Raw genomic sequence first — 17,531 nt, forward strand, 5'->3', positions numbered from 1 at the left:
AAAACGGTTGTCAGCTCGGAGGCCATGGTGCGGCTAGGGTTTATTGCCATTTTACTGAATCGAATTCCATAAACACGCTTCCCCAAACAACCTCTTAGGGGGTTGGGGGGTAAACAGGCTAGAACTTAACAGCCCTGCCCTTTAGGCTAACCTTGTAGGGGTTTTGAGCCTTCAAAACCGAGCACTTCGCAAAGGAGCTTTTTTACCCCTAAATCCCCTGAAGGGCGGTCGGCCGCTGCCGGACTTTTTCTAAGTGCGAGTAAAGTCCCCTTCAGGGGATTTAGGGGTAAAAAAGCCTGTCCATAAAGCCAGTTAAGTACAGGACGTGAAACCCCTACAAGATTAGCCCTTTAGGGGGCCGGGGGGTATTCAGAATAAGCAAAATTTGGTTACTGTCAGCGTCGAATCAAGAAAGTGACAGCCCTGACTTGCAGGCCGCTGCCGGGTAAACGGACCGGCACTTAACACCATTGTATGGACGGTAAACTCAGCCAATCTTAAGCGTGTAGGTGAGGGGCGTGACGCCGGTCAGGTACACATGAATCCCCTCGGTTCGGAGGCTACCGAAATGCGATGAATACGGCTCGCCACCCAGGTTCGTAATCTTGTCGTGCTTGTACAGCCCCGGCCCGAACTGAATCGTGTCGTCGCCCATGCGGTATTCGCCGGTGCCTTCGGGTAGAAAATAGTTATCGGTTGAACCACCAACGGCTGTCAGACCACTGACTTGCCCGCCTGCCCGAAAGCAGAGTTCCAGCGTGACGTGAATACCCGTAACCCCCGCTATCGTAAACATGAGTGTGTTTTGTCCGTTCTGCTCCGTAGCGCGAATGGTCGTTTTCAGCGTGTTGAGGTTGCTCTGGGGGCGGTGCGCAAAATCCATCTTGTTCCAGAACCGGCCGTCGGTACTGGGCGTCAGCGCGTAGTTACCGTCGGCTTTGCGGTATTTCGCGGGTAGCGGCTGGTAATAGGGTGACGTCTGCTGGCGGTGGAGTACATACGCTTCGCCGTCGGGCGTAATGCCTTCGCTGTGGAAATAGCCTGTGTTGAAAAAGTCGGTCGACAGGCGCATGTAGTTGAGGATGGCCGCTCCCTTTCGGAAGGCGAAAAAGTTGGGGCTGTTCGACCGGCCCGACGCGATCGTCAGGGGCAGGTCGTTACCGCCGAACAGGGTCGTAGTGGTCGTGCCGCGCCGAATCCGGACCAGGCTGGTGTGTTTGAAAAACTGCCGGTAGTTAACGGATGGTGCTTTGGGTGCCGGTAGTGGTTTCTTGAAGATGGGTTCTTCCAGAAAAGCCGCCAGCAGATCGCGACGCACCTGTTTGTCGAAGCCGGGTACCGTACGAATAAACTGCGTCAGCGCGGCCCACTCCGGGTTGTTGTCGTGAATCGCGTAGAAATGGTAGTCGAGGTAAAAGAGCAGGATGTTGACCGGCGCGTACTGATCCTGCCGACGTGAATCGACCGTTACAAGTTCGCCGTCGGGTTCCATATGGTGGTACACCAGCCGCAGGTTCCGGCGCACCTTGTCGAGCAGGTCGGGTCGGCGCTGCAACTGGCCAATGGCTGTCAGTGTGCGGTCGTTGACGGCGGCATAGTTCATGCTTCGCTCCAGGTAATTGCCGTCGCTGTCGCAGAAAACGCCTTCGGCCAGCCATTCGTTAATCCGTCTCACATAGGCCGGGTTGGGGTACAGCGCGTTCATGCGCGCCAGAGCCGCCGAGATAACCCACCGGTGATTGGGGGTATGGACGCCACCCGTCCGCAGGGCTTCCCCGGCCTTGACGACAAAGGTTTTGTGCAAGGCTTTTACCTCGGCCAGCGCCGGGGCCGGATTGGCCAGCAGGATGGTGCCGGCGGTGCAGAGGGCTTCGAGGATGAACCCCGTATCGGGGGGCGACGCTAGGTTGGCAATGTCGAGCGTACCGTCGGGGCGCTGGGCCTGCACCAGAAACCGCATGACTTTTTCCATGGCCGGAACCAGGTCGGCCTGTTGGTAGTAGCGCGACGTTGGTTCGCTGTAAGCCGCTGCCAGATTCGCCAGATCAAAGCCTAGCCGACGTCGGACATCGGTGAGCGGTGTGGCCAGCGTTTGCAGCAACTGGGCCACCTCCGCATTGTTGGCGGCAACGACCGAATCGTAAAATTCGTCGGGCGCTGCGTGGGCCAAGGTCGACAGCGGAGTCAGGGCTACCAGTGCACCGGCAGACAGGCAGTAGCGGAGAAATTCGGTTCGGGAAAGAGTTTGCATGAGGGTAAACGGCAAAAAAACGGAGGGCGGGAAAACCGGACTGGCGCTGTGTACTACGCGCTGCTTCGGTTTTCCCGCCCAATAATACGCTGTCTTATGGATTAATAGCCCGGATTCTGCGTCAGGGCCGGGTTAACGGTGAACGCACTGGTCGGGATGGGGAAGATGCGGTGGTTTACGTCGGCGTCGGTTTTGAAGCCCCATTTGCCTTCGTACTTGCCAAACCGGATCATGTCGTTGCGGTGCCAGTTTTCGTAGGCAAACTCACGGCTGCGTTCGGCGTACATACCGTCCAGGTCGATGCTGCTCAGGGCGGGTGAGGTTGTCCGGTTGGCGCGCAGCTGATTCACCAGCGAGAGTGCCGTGTGGCCCAGCGTCGGTGTGCCGCCCCGCAGAATAGCTTCCGCTTTCATCAGGATGATGTCAGAGTAGCGGAACAGCGGTATGTCGTTGTTCTGGTTGCGCGAGGTCGAGCTGGCGTCGGGGTAGAATTTGATGTTGCGGTAGCCCATGTTCCAGGCGATTTCGTCGTTGCCACAGTCGAAGGCCGATTCACTCTGGCGCAGCAGAACCTGGGGCGTCAGCGTCACCTGATAGGTGTACGAAGCTCCGCCGTCGGAACCGGTGTAGAACTGATCGTAGCCTTTCTTGGTGGTGGTTACGGTTACGGGCGTAACACCGTCGTTCAGGAACTGCGGTCCCGTCAGCCATTGCCCGTTGCGGATGTCGTTGGGGTCGTTGAAGTTGGCGTAGAACTCCGGCAGCGTGCTTTCGGGGGCGCTGGGCGTGAAGGGCAGACTGAATTTTTTCGCTTCCGAGCGCGGCACGTCGTAGCGGGCCCGGTACATGAAGCCGTTGGTGCCGGGCAGGTTGGCAGCCGCCGGGTCGTAGGGAATGGCGAAAATAAACTCCTTCATCTGCGGCCCATTGTTGGGGTAAAACATCTGCAAATACGACGACCGGCCTTCCAGCGCGTACAGCCCCGAATTGATGACGCTGTCGCAGGCGACGATAGCGTCATTGTACCGTTGCGTACCGGTGTAATACTGCGCATTCAGGTACAGCTTGGCCAATAGCGAATAGGCGGTGAACTTGTTGGCGCGGCCGTACATCGACTGTCCGGAGGCCCGGCTCAGGTAAGGCAGCGCCTTTTTGACTTCATTCTCGATAAAACCGACGACCTGGGCGCGGGGCAGGTTGGGGTGTGGCGTAAAGTCGCCGTAGGTCGTGTCGACGGGGACGTTGCCGTACAGGTCCATCAGCATGAAGTACGCCATCGCCCGGACCATCTTCAGCTCCGCCAGATTGGTTTGTTTCGCCGACGACGCGGGTACGGTCTGATCCAGAATCGACAGCGACTGGTTGGTCGTACCGATGACGGTCGACAGCCAGTTCCAGGCTCCGTTGGTGTTGCCGTGGTCTTTCGTCCAGTTGTGGTAGTGCAGCATCCGGTAGTTCTGGTTGTCGTACCAGTTTCCGCCCCGGGCCGGCAGTATCGCTTCGTCGGTACTCAGCGACTGCATGAAAAAATAATCGAGTGCAAACTGGCCGCGCAGGGCTGCGTAGGGTGGTCCCGACGCCTGAATGAACTGCTGCGAATTCTGCGGAAAAATATCGGGCGTCAGCTCCGTATTGATGGGTACGTCCAGGTTATGACAGGCGGTGGCGAGGTACAGCAGCAGTACCATCAGCGCGCCGGGTATGGCTAGTTGTTTCATTGTCGGTATACGGTTTTCGGTATGCGGTATTCGGTTTACAGTGGTCCGTCACACGGTGGTCCGTCACACGGTGGCGCGGTTCGCCACAGCTGGGTGCGACAAAACCGTAAACTGTAAACCGAATACCGTAAACCCAGTTAAAACGAGACGTTCAGGCCCAGCAGCAGGGTGCGGGTTTTGGGGTAGAAGTTGTTGGCATCGACGCCGGGGGCAATACCACCCTGGTTTACTTCCGGGTCGATACCCGTGTATTTCGTGATCACGAAGGCATTGTTGACGGTCGCGTAGACGCGCAGGTTTTTCACGTACTGACCCAGTTTGGGAAAGCTGTAACCCAGCGTCGCGTTGTCGAGCCGGACGTAGCTACCGTCTTCGATGAAGCGCGTCGAGTAGCGGTACGAGTTAACGTCAGCCGTCGTCTCGCTGGCTACGTCGACCAGAATGTTGGTATACTGGGCTGTGCTCGGGCGGAACAAGTCGGCGCGGGTGGCGTTGAAAATTTTGTTGCCAAATACACCCCGGATAAAGATGTTCAGGTCGAGGTTACCGTAGCGGAAGGTATTGGTCCAGCCGGCCAGCAGTTTGGGTTGCGGATTGCCCGAATAGTAGTAGTCGGCACCGATCACCGGCGTCGTGGTCGCGTTGCCGTTCCGGTCGAGGTACTGCGACACACCCTTGTCGTTCTTGCCCGCGTATTGCAGCGTGAAGAACTGCCCCAGCGGCATACCCGCTTTCAGAATCTGGAGTGTGCTACCCGTCTGACCGGCCCCTTCCGGCTGCGTGATCCGCACCGAGTCACCCCCGACGAACAGCGGGTTGGTCAGGCTCACGATCTTGTTGGTGTTATGGGCCAGGTTCAGCCCCGACGTCCAGCTAAACCGACCGACCCGCATCAGGTTGGCGCTCAGGCTCAGTTCGACACCCCGGTTGCGCATGTCGCCCCCGTTGGCTACGATACTGCCGACCGGTACCAGCACCGGATTGACCCGGTACGAATAGATCATGCCGGTGGTCGTTTTCTGGTACACTTCGACCGTACCGTTCACGCGCCCTTTCAGGATAGTGAAGTCCAGACCCAGGTTGGCCGTGGCCGTACGTTCCCATTTCAGGTTCGGGTTGGACGCCTGCGTCGGGCCGTAAGCGGCTGTCTGTACGCCGTTGTAGTAATAGGTGCCGAGACTCCCCGAAATGAACTGCGAGGTATAGGCGTTGAAACCCGACGAGTTTCCCGTAACGCCATAGCTGGCCCGCAGTTTCAGGTCGTTGAACAGCGATTGTTTCGTCATGAACCCTTCCTGACTGATGCGCCAGGCGACGCCCACCGCCGGGAAATAGCCCCACTGATTGTTGGCCCCGAACACCGACGAACCGTCGCGCCGGATCGATCCCTGCAACAGGTATTTTTCCTTATAGTTGTAGTTCAGTCGGGCGAAGTCGGAGATCAGCTTTGTTTCCTGATAAATCCCGTCGGCACCGAAGTTGATGCGGTACGACGACACGGCGTAGGGGTTACTCAGGGCGAAGTTGTTGTAGCCGATGTTGTCGACGGGAAAGTTGGTGCTCGACGTCTGAAATCCATCGCCCGATACCGAGCCCTGGTAGGAGTAGCCCAGCACGGCATTGACCGAATGGTCGCCGAAGGCCCGGTTCCAGGTCAGGAAGGTTTCGAGTACCTTACGGGTGGTCTGGTAGGTGTTCCGCAGCGCCGAGCCGTTGGTACCGAAATTCAGAATGCTGTGTACCACCGGTGGATCGGGGTTGTTGTAAAAGTTGGCGCTGTTGTACTGCGTGTAGTAGCTGTCGTAAGCTTCGCCGTGCAGCGAGGTGTTGTTCTGGTACGACAGATTCAGGTCGTAGGTCAGGTCGAAAGGCAGGTTCACGTGCGTGTTGAACGAGCCGACGAGGTTGTTATACTTCGTGTTGTCCTTGGCGTGGGCCACCATCGCTACCGGATTGAAATAGCCCGTGTTCTGGTAGTTTTCGAAGTAGCTGCCGTCGGGGTTGGTGACGGGCGATACCGGCAGGTGGTTGATCATCTGCAACAGCACGTTGTTCCGCAGGGGCGTATTGTCGGCGTTACTGTTGGAGTTGGTCACGTTCAGGCTGAACCGGAGCCGGTCGTTGAGCGCGTACTGATCGACCGACAGGCGCGCAATGACCCGACTCAGCGCACTACCCGACAGAATACCCGGCTTCTCGTAGTAGTTGATACTCGCGTTGTAGGTGCTGTGGTCCGTGCCGCCACTGATCGACAGGTTGTGGTTCTGCGAAATCACGTTGTTTCGCTCCACCGCCTTCTGCCAGTCGGTATCGGCACCTTTGTCGTCGATGGGTGAAAAAGCCAGGTTGTTCCGTGTTAGGAAATCGCGCAACTGGCTCGCGTTCATCATGTTGAGTCGGCGCGATACCTGCTCAACGCCCGCGTAGCCGCTGTAGCTGACCGTCAGAGCCCCTTTTTTGCCCCGTTTTGTCGTTACGATGATGACGCCGTTGGCGGCCCGGTTTCCGTAGATAGCCGTGGCCGCAGCATCTTTCAGGACGTCGATACTGGCCACGTCGTCGGGGGCAATAATCGAAATGTCGGCACCCGGTACGCCATCGATGACGTAGAACGGCCCCTGCGAACTGTTGATGGTCGATGCCCCGCGCAGAACCACGGCGGCCGGCGCGTTGGGATCACCACTCGCGGAAATGTTCAGCCCCGGAATCTTACCCTGCAACAGTTGACCGACGTCGGCGATGGCCCCCCGGTTTAGCTCTTCGGGCTTGATGGTCGTAATCGCACTACTCAGGTTCTTCCGCGACTGTGAGCCGTAACCAACCACGACGACTTCGTTCAGCGTTTTGTTGTCGACAACCAGCAGCACGTTGATGCCGGTTCGGTTGTTGACGGCCACCCGCTGGGGTGCGTAACCGACGTAACTGAACACGAGGGTACCGTTGGCGGGGGCCTTGATGCGGTACTCGCCATTGGCGTCGGTATTGGTGCCGACTATCGAGCCTTCTACCACGATGCTGACGCCAGGCAAGGCTTCGTTGGTTCCGTCGGCAAACACTTTACCCGTTACTGTAATGTCGTCCGCTGCGGTTTTGCGCAGTACGGCCGTGCCGGGTGGTGGGGACACGGTACCGGCCAGCAAGCCATGACTCAGCAGGCAGGCGGGTAGCAGCCCGTAAAGCAAGGGTCGGGCCATTCGTTCTACTAAAATTTGTCTCATGCGATAGGTTTAGTTACTGTGATTGGGCGCTACCGGCGCGGGTGTGAGCGGAAGAGAAATCGGATTAATGGGAGGTTAATGCGCTGAAATACAGAAAGTTGTTTTTGAGGAGCTTTCCGTATAAGAAACGTAATGCCCGTTTATACCCGGCCCAAACCGGTCTGCCCGGACAATTATTTACGCAAACGTTTGAATTGCGTGGTTATGGGGATTTGCGCGTCGGTGCAAACAAAAAGGGCCGCACTAGCTAGTGCGGCCCATCCCGTCAGGTGTAGTTGGTGGTAACTGTAGTCCTCGCCGATCAAGCAACCAGCGACGTGTGGTTATCCGTTGTTTTCCTTGGTATCGGTACCGAGTTTGGCCCCGTATCCAGCGGCTGCGACGCCGATCAGCAGACCGAAGAAACCGAAGATAGCGCCCTTCGATGCGGCCGACGCAGCACCATCGGCTACCTGCCGGGCTTTGACGGAAGCCTCCTGTTTGGTCTGCTCGAACTTGGCCGCTGCCTGCTTGTATGTATTGATCCAGTTGTCGACGATCTGCTCCGACTCGGCCCGGCTTTTGCCCGTCCGCTTCATCACGACGTTAACGGCGTCGTCCCGGTCGACCTGGTTAACGGTTGCCTGCCCTTGTTTGAACAGCTTGTCGAATAAGCCACCCGCCAGGTCGTCGGCTGCCTGTGGGTTCTCGGCTGCCTCTTTACCAGTTGCTTCGGCCTGGTTACCGGCCTGCTTGGCTTTACGCTCCAGCCGGTCGGGGTTGAGCGCCGGGTCGCCTGTCTGGCGCAGTACCTTGTCGACTTCACCACGCAGATCCTTCAGGTCGATGTTGTCGAGGTTGATGCCGTTCTGCTCCAGTTGACCTTTGACCACCTGCCCCAGTTCCGGGCCAGCGGCCGAGGCTACCGTACCTGCTGCCGATCCGGCCGTGCGAACGATGCCGCCCACCAGCCGGCTGGCACCGCCGATAACGCGACCCACGGTGGTCGTCAGGAAATAAATGGTTACCAGCGTCACCAGCGCCCAGGTTAGTACACCGTGGATAATACCGTCGAAGGGGCGGGGCGAACTCGCCAGCCGACCGGCTACCCAGCCGCCAGCCAGCAACGAAAGCAGGCTGCTGACGATGTACCAGATGGCTGTACCGGTACCCAGACCGGCCGTCGGGTTCTGTTCTTCCATCGGGTCGATTGAGCCCAGTCCGATGCCCAGGCCCAACAGCGAAAGCAGTAGTTGCGATACGACGGCAATCAGTACACCGGCAAAAACGGCGCTCCAGGATATACGTTTGACAAAGCTGGTTCGTCCGTAGGTCGGAGTCGCGTAAAAAGGATCACGTTCCATGTTCAAAGTGTGTTAAATGAATAGTTGAGTAAAATGTGGTATGAGTAATTATACCTGAACGTATGTGTAGGAACAGACGAGGATGTGTTTTGTTATGAAAGCTATAGTTACATATGTATATTTTAGGTGGTAAAGTTGCTGACAGTCAGTAATTTGGCCGATGCGAGTGTGGGCGGGTGTGCGCCGAAAATTCCGGTTCGTTCAATAGGGGAAACGGGTCGGTAGTCATCGACATAGCATGGCCATACCGACCCTGTGCTATCTTTGTGACCAGACCCATTCCTGACGGTCTGCCCGCTTTATGACGAAACGCCGACGTATGCGATCGGCCGAGAAAACACTCGGTACCTCGCCCGGTACGCTGACTTACATCGGCGATGATATTCAGCACGCGACGCGCATCAAACGCATCGATTACAACGCTGAGACTTACCACATTGACGATAAGAGTAAGCTTAGTCAGTGCCAGCTCCCCAGTCAGCAGACGTCGCTGATTCACTGGGTCGACGTCGACGGGATTCACGAACCGCAGGTCGTAGCCGCCATCGGACAGCGCTATCAGCTGCACCCACTGTTGCTGGAAGACGTGGTCAACACCGATCAGAAGCCTAAAATCGATTTCTACGATCAATTGACCGATACCAGTCCCAACCCGGTGGCCGGTAGTGGGCCGGTGGTTTTCGTAACGCTGAAGATGCTGCACCACCACCGGGATCAGCCCGACGTCGACATTGAGCATATCAGTCTGGTGCTCGGACGAAATTTTCTGGTGTCATTTCAGGAAGAACGGACCCGCGATATTTTCGAGCCGGTAATCGATCGGATCAAAGCGTCGTCCGGCAAGACCCGGCGCAGTGGTCCCGACTACCTGCTTTACGCCCTGCTCGACCTGATCGTCGACCATTACCTGGTGCTGACCGAGCACGTGGGTGAACGCATGGACAAGCTGGAAGAGATGATCGTGAAAGAGCGGGCAAGCCAGTATACGCTGACCGAACTTTACAATCTCAAGCGTGAACTGGCACACATGCGTCGGGTGATAAATCCTACCCGCGACATTATCGGGGCGCTGTTGCGCGAAGATTCCGAACTCGTCAAAGCCACGACGCAGCCTTACCTGCGCGACCTTAGCGACCACATCAACCAGACGCTCGAAACGCTCGATGCCTACCGCGAGGCCGTGTCGGGGCTGATGGACGTGTACTATTCGATCGTCAACAACCGCATGAACTCGGTGATGAAAACGCTGACCATCGTATCGGCCATTTTCATACCGCTGACGTTTATCGTAGGCGTTTATGGCATGAATTTCGAGTTTATGCCCGAACTGAAAAGCCCGCACGGCTATTTCTATACATGGGGCATCATGATCGCCATCGCCATTGGCGAGATAATCTATTTTAAGCGACGCGGCTGGATGTAACCCATCCGGCTAGTAGAGACGCGATCCTTCGCGTCTCACCGCCGGATGGATTGGTTGCCGGATGGCTTTGCTGCCGGATGGCTTGGCTGACGCGTGCCGAGACGCGAAGGCCGGGGCGCCGGAGCGATCGCGTCTCGACAGAAAAATACCATGCTAACGAAATCAACACAACACATACGCCCGCGCTGGCTGACCGACTCCCGGCAGGCCATGGGCGACACGAGTCAGTCGGTGTTTTTTGCCATTCGGGGTGAACACCATGACGGCCATGCGTTTATCGGCGAACTGTACGCACGGGGTGTCCGGCAGTTTGTGGTGGAACGAGCGGCCCTGTCGCCCGACCGGCGCGCTGAACTGGCCAGCTACCCCGATGCAGAATTTATCGAAGTCGACAGCAGTCTGGCGCTGTTGCAGCAACTGGCCACGGAGCATCGACGCCTGTTCCCGCTGCCCGTTATCGGCATCACGGGCAGCAACGGCAAGACGATCGTGAAGGAATGGCTGGCGCAGCTGCTGGCCGACGACTATGTCATTGCCAAAAGTCCGCGCAGCTACAACTCGCAACTGGGGGTGCCGCTGTCGGTGCGTGAACTAGGCGAACGGCATACGTTGGGTCTCTTCGAAGCCGGTATCTCACGGCCGCACGAGATGCAGACGCTGGAGCCGATTATCCGCCCGACCGTCGGGATTTTTACCAATATCGGCCCCGCGCACGATGAGGGTTTTCGGAGTCGCAAGCAGAAAATCGCGGAGAAGCTGCGCCTGTTCGTGCATGCCGATACGCTGATTTACTGCGCCGATCAGACCGATGTTGCCGACGAAGTGAACATGCTGTTGAAGGCGGTTAATCCCGGCATTCGGCTTGTAACCTGGTCGCTGAAAGGCAACGACGCAACCTATCGCGCCACACTGACCGGCACCCGACTTGACCTGGTTGCGCTGAAAGTGGAACGCGCCCCGGTGGAGATAGAACTGCCGTTTACCGATGCCGCGTCGGTCGAAAACCTGCTGCACTGTCTGGTCGCCGTACAGACCATCCACCCGCTGACGGCGGCTACGCTCGACCGGCGACTCCGACGCTTGCGGCCGGTGTCGATGCGGCTGGAGCAGAAGGAAGGTATCAATAACAGCGTCCTGATCGATGATTCGTACAGCAACGATCTGGCTGGCCTGCAACTGGCGCTGCGGTTTATGAATCAGCAGCGGAGCCGTGGTCAGCGGGTACTGATTCTCTCGGACGTGCTGCAATCCGGGCAGGCGGACGATGAATTGTATACGCAGATTGCCGATCAGGTGCGCGAGGCCGAAATCAGCCTGTTTGTGGGCGTTGGCCCTGTCCTGAGTCGCCACCGCGACCGGTTTCCGCCCGGCAGTTTGTTTTACGCGTCGACGGCGCAGTGGCTGGCCGAGTTTCCGGTCGACCGGGTGCGCGAAAGCATGGTGCTGGTGAAGGGGGCGCGGACGTTTGCCTTCGAGCAGATCGTCAACCGACTGCAACGGAAAGTACACGGTACCCGGCTGGAAATCGACCTCGACGCGCTGACGCACAACCTGAACTACTACCGCGAAAAGATTGGGCCGGCCACAAAAATCATGGTGATGGTCAAGGCGTTTGCCTACGGTAGCGGGAGTGCCGAAGTCGCGCAACTGCTCCAGTACCACCGTGTCGATTACCTGGCCGTGGCCTATGCCGACGAAGGTGTGTCGCTGCGCCAGAACGGCGTAACGCTGCCGATTATGGTGATGAACCCGTCGCCCGAAACGTTTCCGGTGCTGCTCGACTACCAGCTACAGCCCGAAATCTACAGTCAGCAACTGCTGGCCGACTGGGGACGTTTTGCCGAAGAAAGCAAGGGAGATCTGCCGCCGATTCACCTGAAAATGGACACGGGCATGCACCGGCTGGGCTTTCTGGAAAACGAACTGCCCGCGTTGATTGCCTACCTGACGGCGCATCCGGCGTTGCGGGTGGAAACCGTATTCAGCCACCTCGTTGGGGCTGACGAAGCGCAGTTCAATGCTTTCTCCCGGCAGCAGTACGACACCTTTATCCGCTGCACGGAAACGCTCCGTGCCGGACTGGGCTACCTGCCGACCCGCCATTTGCTGAACTCGGCGGGCATCGTGCGGTTTCCGGAGTTTCGGCTCGACATGGTGCGGCTGGGTATCGGGCTGTACGGGGTTGAATCGAGTGGTATCGAGTCGGCGGCTGTCTGGCCGGTGGGCACGCTCAAAACGGTGGTGAGTCAGGTGAAAACCATTCCGGCGGGCGAGTCAGTGGGGTACAGCCGGCGGGGTCAACTCGATCATACGGCGCAGGTTGCCACGCTGGCCATCGGGTACGCCGACGGTTTCGACCGGCGGCTGGGCAACGGCGTTGGGGCTGTCTGGATCAACGGGCACCGCTGCCTGACGGTCGGCAACGTCTGTATGGACATGACGATGGTCGATGCCACCAACGTCCCGGTTGCGGCTGGCGATGATGCCGTTATCTTCGGCCCCGACCAGCCCATCAGCGTGCTGGCAAAGCAAATCGGTACCATTCCCTACGAAATCCTGACCGGCGTCAGCGAGCGCGTCAAGCGGGTATTTTTTAAGGAATAGGGGGCGGTATACGGTATTCGGTTTTCAGTTTTCGGTTTACAGTTGCCCTGACGTGTCATGTAGCCTGGCGCTTATGTAGCCCAGACCTCCAGGTCTGGTACCCGTCAGGGCAACTATGCTAGGCGGTAGCCAATTGGCCGCTTCGCGCCCACCGTGGTGCGGACCGGTCCTGGCTACACAACGCGCGACAGCCAACCATAAACTGTAAACCGAATACTGAAAACTCGGTGTCGAATACCGGCTATACTGATGGCGCGAACAGGGTATTGACGCTGATCGTGAAGTCCGGAAGAACGGGCGTAGCTGTGCACAAATCGTCGTCGAGGCAGATGGTAACCTGTTTGCGGGAAGTGTACACGTAAACGACCTCGTGTTCGGGTAGAATGCTCCAGACTACCTGTATGCCCGCTTTAAAATACTCCGCGATCTTCTCTTCGATCCGGTACGCCAGATCGCTCTCCGAAATGACTTCAATGACGAATGCTGGGATAACGTCTTCGTCGTGACGGCCTGCTTCGACCTGTTCATTGGAAAAATAAGCTATGTCAGGTCGACGCATCTGAACTGCCGTCAACATCACATCGGGTTCGGCTATAAATGTTCCTCCGTTGTGATACCCTTTTTCGTAAAAAAGCTTACTGAGAATGCTATAAATGAAGTATTGCTTTTTCTTCATACCTGAGAAGCGGACCAGTTCGCCATTGTACCACTCGTACTTGTAGCCATCTGTTGGCTCCCAGTCCAGGAGTTCGGCGAGTGACTGTGGAACAGCCGAAGGAGTGGTTTGTATCATAGCGTTGTTGTTTCGTACGAACATACAAAAAACGCCCGACAGCGTCGTGTCGTTTACGGTGTACAGTTTACGGTATTCGGTTTACGGAGTGTAGCCTGGACCTCCAGGTCCGGGTGGGCGCAAAGCGGCCAATTGGCTACCGCTTGCATAGTTGCCCTGACGGGCACCAGACCTGGAGGTCTGGGCTACACACATACGCTAGCCAACTGTAAACTGAAAACCGAATACCGAATACCGACTTACGGTTTCTTCGCCTTTACGGCTTCGACGTTTTTCCTGCGGTTGTCGACTTCGGTGAGCGCCGTAGCCTGTTCAGTTTTGTTGGTCTCGATGTCTTTCGACAACTGTTCGAGTTGCTTGGCGTTTTCGTCGAGCCGTTTGAGCAGCCGTTCTTTTTCCTTGGCGTTCTGCTCGATGTCGCGTTGCAGCCGTTCACCCGTTCGGACCAGTTTCTGGTGGCTTTGCTGCGCGTCGTTGAGGCCACCCTCGGCTGTTCGTACTTCCTGATTGAACTGACTCTGACTGGCGAAGCTCTTCAGCATCGTTTCGGCGGCCGAGTAGCCCGGTGTGCCAGTCGTGACGAAGTTGCCGCCCCCCAGATCGTAGGCCACGAAGATCGTGGCCTGATTACGCGACGTTTTGACCGTGCTCATCAGGTTGATCGGTTCCGACGATACCCCGCTGATGTCGGCATTGGTGACGCGGTAGGTCCCCCGCGACGCACTCAGTCGTCCGTAGGTTTTTAGTTGATTTTCCCAGTCTTTCTCGATCTGTCGGCCATCGCCGGGCACGGTCAGGAACAGGCCCTGTGCTTTTGTTTTGTCGATGGTGCTTTCGCCGGAATAGACCGTTTGGGCCAGTAAGGCACCGGGAATGGCTGCGAGCAGGATGGTCAGGTACGTACGCATAACGGTGGGTTGGTATAGGGAAAAACAGCCTTAGAATACGCCGGGCCGGTTCATGGTCAGGCGACTGATGGGCCGGTAGTCGATAAACTGAATGTCGGGCGATACGTAGCCGGGCTTGATGGGTTCGGCCTTTACGAGGTCGGTGCTCAGGTACTTCTTGTTGCTGTCGCACAGGATGGTGACGACGCGTGCCTGCGGACCCAGTTCCCGTTGCAGGTTGATGGCTCCGATCAGGTTAGCGCCCGACGAAATACCCACCGCCAGACCGAGGTGAACGGCAAGCTGCTGCGCCATCAGAATCGAATCGCCGTCGCTGGCCTGCACCACCCGATCCAGCTCGTTGAGCTTGAGAATGTCGGGAATAAACTCGTCGAAAAAGCCCTGAATCCGGTGCGAACCCGTTTTGTAGCCTACCGACAGTGTCGGCGATTCGGCCGGTTCGAGCGGGTGAATCCGAATGTCGGGCTTGCGTGATTTGAGGTACCGACCAACGCCCATTACGGTGCCGCCCGTACCAACGCCCGCTACGAACGCATCGGGCGTAACGTCGACGCTTTGCAGTTGCAGCCAGATTTCCTTGCCCGTCGTCAGGCGGTGCGCTTCGGCATTGTACTGGTTGGCGAACTGTCGGGGCAGGAAGATCGTCGGGTCGCTGGCGGCCAGTTCTTCCGACCGGCGAATTGCCCCCATAAAGCCGCCTTCCTCCTTGGTAAACAGCACAATGTCGGCCCCCAGACTACGGATGATGTCGATACGTTCCTGACTGATGCCGGCGGGCATGATAATCGTAACGGGATGCCCGAGTGCTCGTCCCACGGCAGCAAACGCAATACCGGAACTACCGCTCGTCGCTTCCACGATACGGTTGCCGGGCTGGATATGGCCCTGTAGGTAAGCCTGGTGCAGCACGTGCAGCGCCATCCGGTCTTTCATGCTGCCCGTCAGGTTGTAGTGCTCGCACTTGACGTAGATCGAGCGGGGTTCGCCCCGGTCCGTGTAGAACAGTTCGAGCATGGGCGTATTGCCCACCAGATGCCAGAGGTGTTCGAATTTTTCGCCCGTGCGGGCTGGTAAGTTGATGCGGTCTGTGGTGGTAATCATACCGAAGTATAGGGAAACGGCGCGAAAGTTTCACCTTTTTCAAGACGTTTCTACCACGCAGTTGCTACGGTAGCAGCGCGAAACGTATGGCGCAACGCATCAGTTCGTCGGAATCGGGCACAGGCCGGCTCAGCCACCAGGTTTAGTAGGATTTGCCCGCGTAGCGTCTGGCAAAAAACGTCCCGATACTTGTCGCCGACGGGTAGGACGTGCGTGCCAGTAGCAATGCGACTACGCACTACGGAATCGATTCGACCGATGTTCTCCGATCCGATTCATGTACCCGGCCGGCCGGTTCGGCGGGTAGCTGCTCCCGCAACTGCTCGGTGGGTCGCAGGGGCATCGCCCGCGCGTCGTCCTGTAGGCAGTACATGGTGTACCGGCAAACGTACCGGAACCGCGACGCCAGTCCCGCGAAAGACCTGACGTTCGATACCAACAGCAGCCGGAAGCAGCCGTGCTTGCCCGGCAGCGTGGTACGGAGTGCTCGTAATTCAGGAATGAGTAATCAAGGGCAGATAAATCAGGCTACCCAGGCAACGTACGCTCAGTTTTTGCGTCTTTTTGCCATAACCGAACTAAAGGATATGATGAAATTCTTGTGTACGCTTGCCTGTGGTCTGTTGTGTATAAGCTCGTTCGGTCAGAACCAGCGGGTTAGCGCTGTCGATGTGACGAACTTCTGGATGGCTCATGACAGCATCGCGACGACCACCGATAGTCTGAAGCAGCTTGACTATATCCAGCGACTTTACATCGACAAAGGCAGTAACGGACTAAAGGCGCTTATCGCCGTCAAAGAATATACTGCTCCGGAATGGGTGCATGCTCTGCGACGTTATCCGAAGTTCTGGCGTTCGATTCGGGCGAATACTCTGGCGATTCAAACTAAAATCAACGGGGTAGAACCCTACCTCGCCAAATTCAAACAGCTTTATCCAGCCCTTAAACCCGCTGGTATTTACGTGACTATCGGTGCTCTGCGAACCGGCGGTACAACGAAAGACAGTCTGGTATTGATCGGGGCCGAGCTGGTCGCGACAGATTCAACCACCGACCTGTCTGAGTTTCCGGAGAAAATGCAATCATTCTTACGGCGGTATAGTAAAACCCAGCCCGCCAAATCGCTCGTCCTGCTGAACGTACACGAATACGTACACACGCAGGAAAACCGCTACGGTACTAATGTGCTGGGGCAGGCTGTCTACGAAGGAACCTGCGATTTTGTCGCTCAACTGCTGACGAATCAAGTCCCCGCGCTGCCCTACATGCAGTATGGTCCGGCCCACGAGCGAGCGATTAAACAACGGTTTCAGGATGAGCTGTTCAATCCTGATTTCGATCGGTGGTTTTACAACCAGACGGGTGATGCGGATCAGGTACCAGACCTGGGGTATTACATGGGCTACATGATCTGTAAAGCCTACTATGGGCGCGCTACCGACAAAAAGCAGGCGATTCGTGACATGATCGAGCTGGACTACACCAGCGATCAGGCGGTCGAGCAGTTCGTGACGACGTCAGGCTATTTCCCCGTCTCGCTGACTAAGCTTCGTGCTGCCTACGAAGCCAAACGACCTACTATCGTCAGGGTATGGCCAGCGTTGACCCAGCCCGTCGACACGACTGTTACGGAAATTCGGATTGTTTTTTCGCAGCCGATGGACCGCTACACCGCAACGGATTACGGCTCAGGCGGCAAAGCGGAGTGGCCCATCACCGGTCGGGTCGGATTCTCAGCCGATCGGCTGTCCTATACCTACAAAGTGACACTGAAACCTGACCACCAGTATAGTTTCTGGGTCAACGGTGGGGGCTTTCGATCGGTTGACGGCCGACCACTGAAAAGTTACGAGGTGCGTTTTAAAACCAGGTAGCAGTCGCTGATAACCGGACTCCGGCTGTTTACCCCCCGCCCCCTGAAGGGGGAGAAATTTGTGAGTGGATTTCTTCCCCTTCAGGGGGCGGGGCTGTTAAGTTCTTTGTTTAGCGCTGATGATAGGCAAATTTCCTTCGGCTAACCATACCCCCCGCCCCCTAAAGGGGGTGAAATTTGCAAGCAAACTACTCCCCCTTTAGAGGTTGTTTGGGGAAGCGTGTTTATGGAATTCGATTCAGTAAAATGGCAATAAACCCTAGCCGCACCATGGCCTCCGAGCTGACAACCGTTTT

At 57.1% G+C, this 17,531-nt stretch carries 11 protein-coding genes; 3 read left to right on the plus strand and 8 right to left on the minus strand.

Going from position 1 to position 17,531, the window contains the following annotated elements:
- Positions 1-487 precede the first annotated feature (487 nt).
- The 4 genes from CLV58_RS27320 to CLV58_RS27335 all read right to left on the minus strand — a co-directional run bounded on the left by CLV58_RS27320 (position 488) and on the right by CLV58_RS27335 (position 8,530).
- Complete coding sequence (locus CLV58_RS27320; RefSeq protein WP_106141019.1) at positions 488-2,251, minus strand: hypothetical protein; 1,764 nt, start codon at positions 2,249-2,251, stop codon at positions 488-490.
- Between the two features lie 101 nt (positions 2,252-2,352).
- Complete coding sequence (locus CLV58_RS27325) at positions 2,353-3,969, minus strand: RagB/SusD family nutrient uptake outer membrane protein (protein ID WP_106141020.1); 1,617 nt, start codon at positions 3,967-3,969, stop codon at positions 2,353-2,355.
- Between the two features lie 137 nt (positions 3,970-4,106).
- The gene (locus CLV58_RS27330) at positions 4,107-7,187 is read right to left on the minus strand and encodes a SusC/RagA family TonB-linked outer membrane protein (RefSeq protein ID WP_245882487.1); all 3,081 of its coding nucleotides are present in this window, start codon (positions 7,185-7,187) and stop codon (positions 4,107-4,109) included.
- A 323-nt stretch (positions 7,188-7,510) separates the two neighbouring features.
- The gene (locus CLV58_RS27335) at positions 7,511-8,530 is read right to left on the minus strand and encodes a hypothetical protein (RefSeq protein WP_106141022.1); all 1,020 of its coding nucleotides are present in this window, start codon (positions 8,528-8,530) and stop codon (positions 7,511-7,513) included.
- A gap of 301 nt (positions 8,531-8,831) precedes the next feature.
- On the opposite strand from CLV58_RS27335, the gene corA reads away from it, so the two are divergent.
- Both corA and CLV58_RS27345 read left to right on the plus strand, forming a co-directional pair.
- A complete protein-coding gene (gene corA, locus CLV58_RS27340; protein WP_106141023.1) occupies positions 8,832-9,953 on the plus strand; it encodes a magnesium/cobalt transporter CorA in 1,122 nt (373 codons plus the stop codon).
- A gap of 150 nt (positions 9,954-10,103) precedes the next feature.
- Positions 10,104-12,557, plus strand: a complete 2,454-nt coding sequence (locus CLV58_RS27345) for a bifunctional UDP-N-acetylmuramoyl-tripeptide:D-alanyl-D-alanine ligase/alanine racemase (RefSeq protein ID WP_106141024.1) — start codon at positions 10,104-10,106, stop codon at positions 12,555-12,557.
- Positions 12,558-12,798: 241 nt separating this feature from the next.
- Here CLV58_RS27345 and CLV58_RS27350 read toward each other — a convergent pair whose 3' ends face one another.
- The 4 genes from CLV58_RS27350 to CLV58_RS29055 form a co-directional block, all read right to left on the minus strand.
- Positions 12,799-13,350 carry a Uma2 family endonuclease gene (locus tag CLV58_RS27350; protein WP_106141028.1) on the minus strand — a complete coding sequence of 184 codons (552 nt, stop codon included), beginning with the start codon at positions 13,348-13,350 and terminating at the stop codon, positions 12,799-12,801.
- 239 nt (positions 13,351-13,589) lie between these two features.
- Entirely contained in the window at positions 13,590-14,258 is a 669-nt protein-coding gene (locus tag CLV58_RS27355; protein WP_106141025.1) for a hypothetical protein, read from the minus strand.
- Between the two features lie 30 nt (positions 14,259-14,288).
- A complete protein-coding gene (locus CLV58_RS27360) occupies positions 14,289-15,359 on the minus strand; it encodes a PLP-dependent cysteine synthase family protein (protein WP_106141026.1) in 1,071 nt (356 codons plus the stop codon).
- Positions 15,360-15,597: 238 nt separating this feature from the next.
- Entirely contained in the window at positions 15,598-15,732 is a 135-nt protein-coding gene (locus tag CLV58_RS29055) for a hypothetical protein (protein WP_281257956.1), read from the minus strand.
- Here CLV58_RS29055 and CLV58_RS27365 point away from each other — a divergent pair.
- Positions 15,731-17,236, plus strand: a complete 1,506-nt coding sequence (locus CLV58_RS27365) for a hypothetical protein (protein WP_106141027.1) — start codon at positions 15,731-15,733, stop codon at positions 17,234-17,236. The genes CLV58_RS29055 and CLV58_RS27365 overlap by 2 nt on opposite strands.
- Positions 17,237-17,531: the final 295 nt, after the last annotated feature.

This window comes from Spirosoma oryzae (assembly GCF_003002825.1).
In the GTDB taxonomy this organism is placed as follows: domain Bacteria; phylum Bacteroidota; class Bacteroidia; order Cytophagales; family Spirosomataceae; genus Spirosoma; species Spirosoma oryzae.

Coding starts and splice junctions, on each gene's coding strand:
- CLV58_RS27320 (WP_106141019.1), bottom strand. CDS start 2,251: ATGCAAACTCTTTCCCGAACCGAATTTCTCCGCTACTGCCTGTCTGCC.
- CLV58_RS27325 (WP_106141020.1), bottom strand. CDS start 3,969: ATGAAACAACTAGCCATACCCGGCGCGCTGATGGTACTGCTGCTGTAC.
- CLV58_RS27330 (WP_245882487.1), bottom strand. CDS start 7,187: ATGAGACAAATTTTAGTAGAACGAATGGCCCGACCCTTGCTTTACGGG.
- CLV58_RS27335 (WP_106141022.1), bottom strand. CDS start 8,530: ATGGAACGTGATCCTTTTTACGCGACTCCGACCTACGGACGAACCAGC.
- corA (WP_106141023.1), top strand. CDS start 8,832: ATGACGAAACGCCGACGTATGCGATCGGCCGAGAAAACACTCGGTACC.
- CLV58_RS27345 (WP_106141024.1), top strand. CDS start 10,104: ATGCTAACGAAATCAACACAACACATACGCCCGCGCTGGCTGACCGAC.
- CLV58_RS27350 (WP_106141028.1), bottom strand. CDS start 13,350: ATGATACAAACCACTCCTTCGGCTGTTCCACAGTCACTCGCCGAACTC.
- CLV58_RS27355 (WP_106141025.1), bottom strand. CDS start 14,258: ATGCGTACGTACCTGACCATCCTGCTCGCAGCCATTCCCGGTGCCTTA.
- CLV58_RS27360 (WP_106141026.1), bottom strand. CDS start 15,359: ATGATTACCACCACAGACCGCATCAACTTACCAGCCCGCACGGGCGAA.
- CLV58_RS27365 (WP_106141027.1), top strand. CDS start 15,731: ATGGTGTACCGGCAAACGTACCGGAACCGCGACGCCAGTCCCGCGAAA.
- CLV58_RS29055 (WP_281257956.1), bottom strand. CDS start 15,732: ATGTACTGCCTACAGGACGACGCGCGGGCGATGCCCCTGCGACCCACC.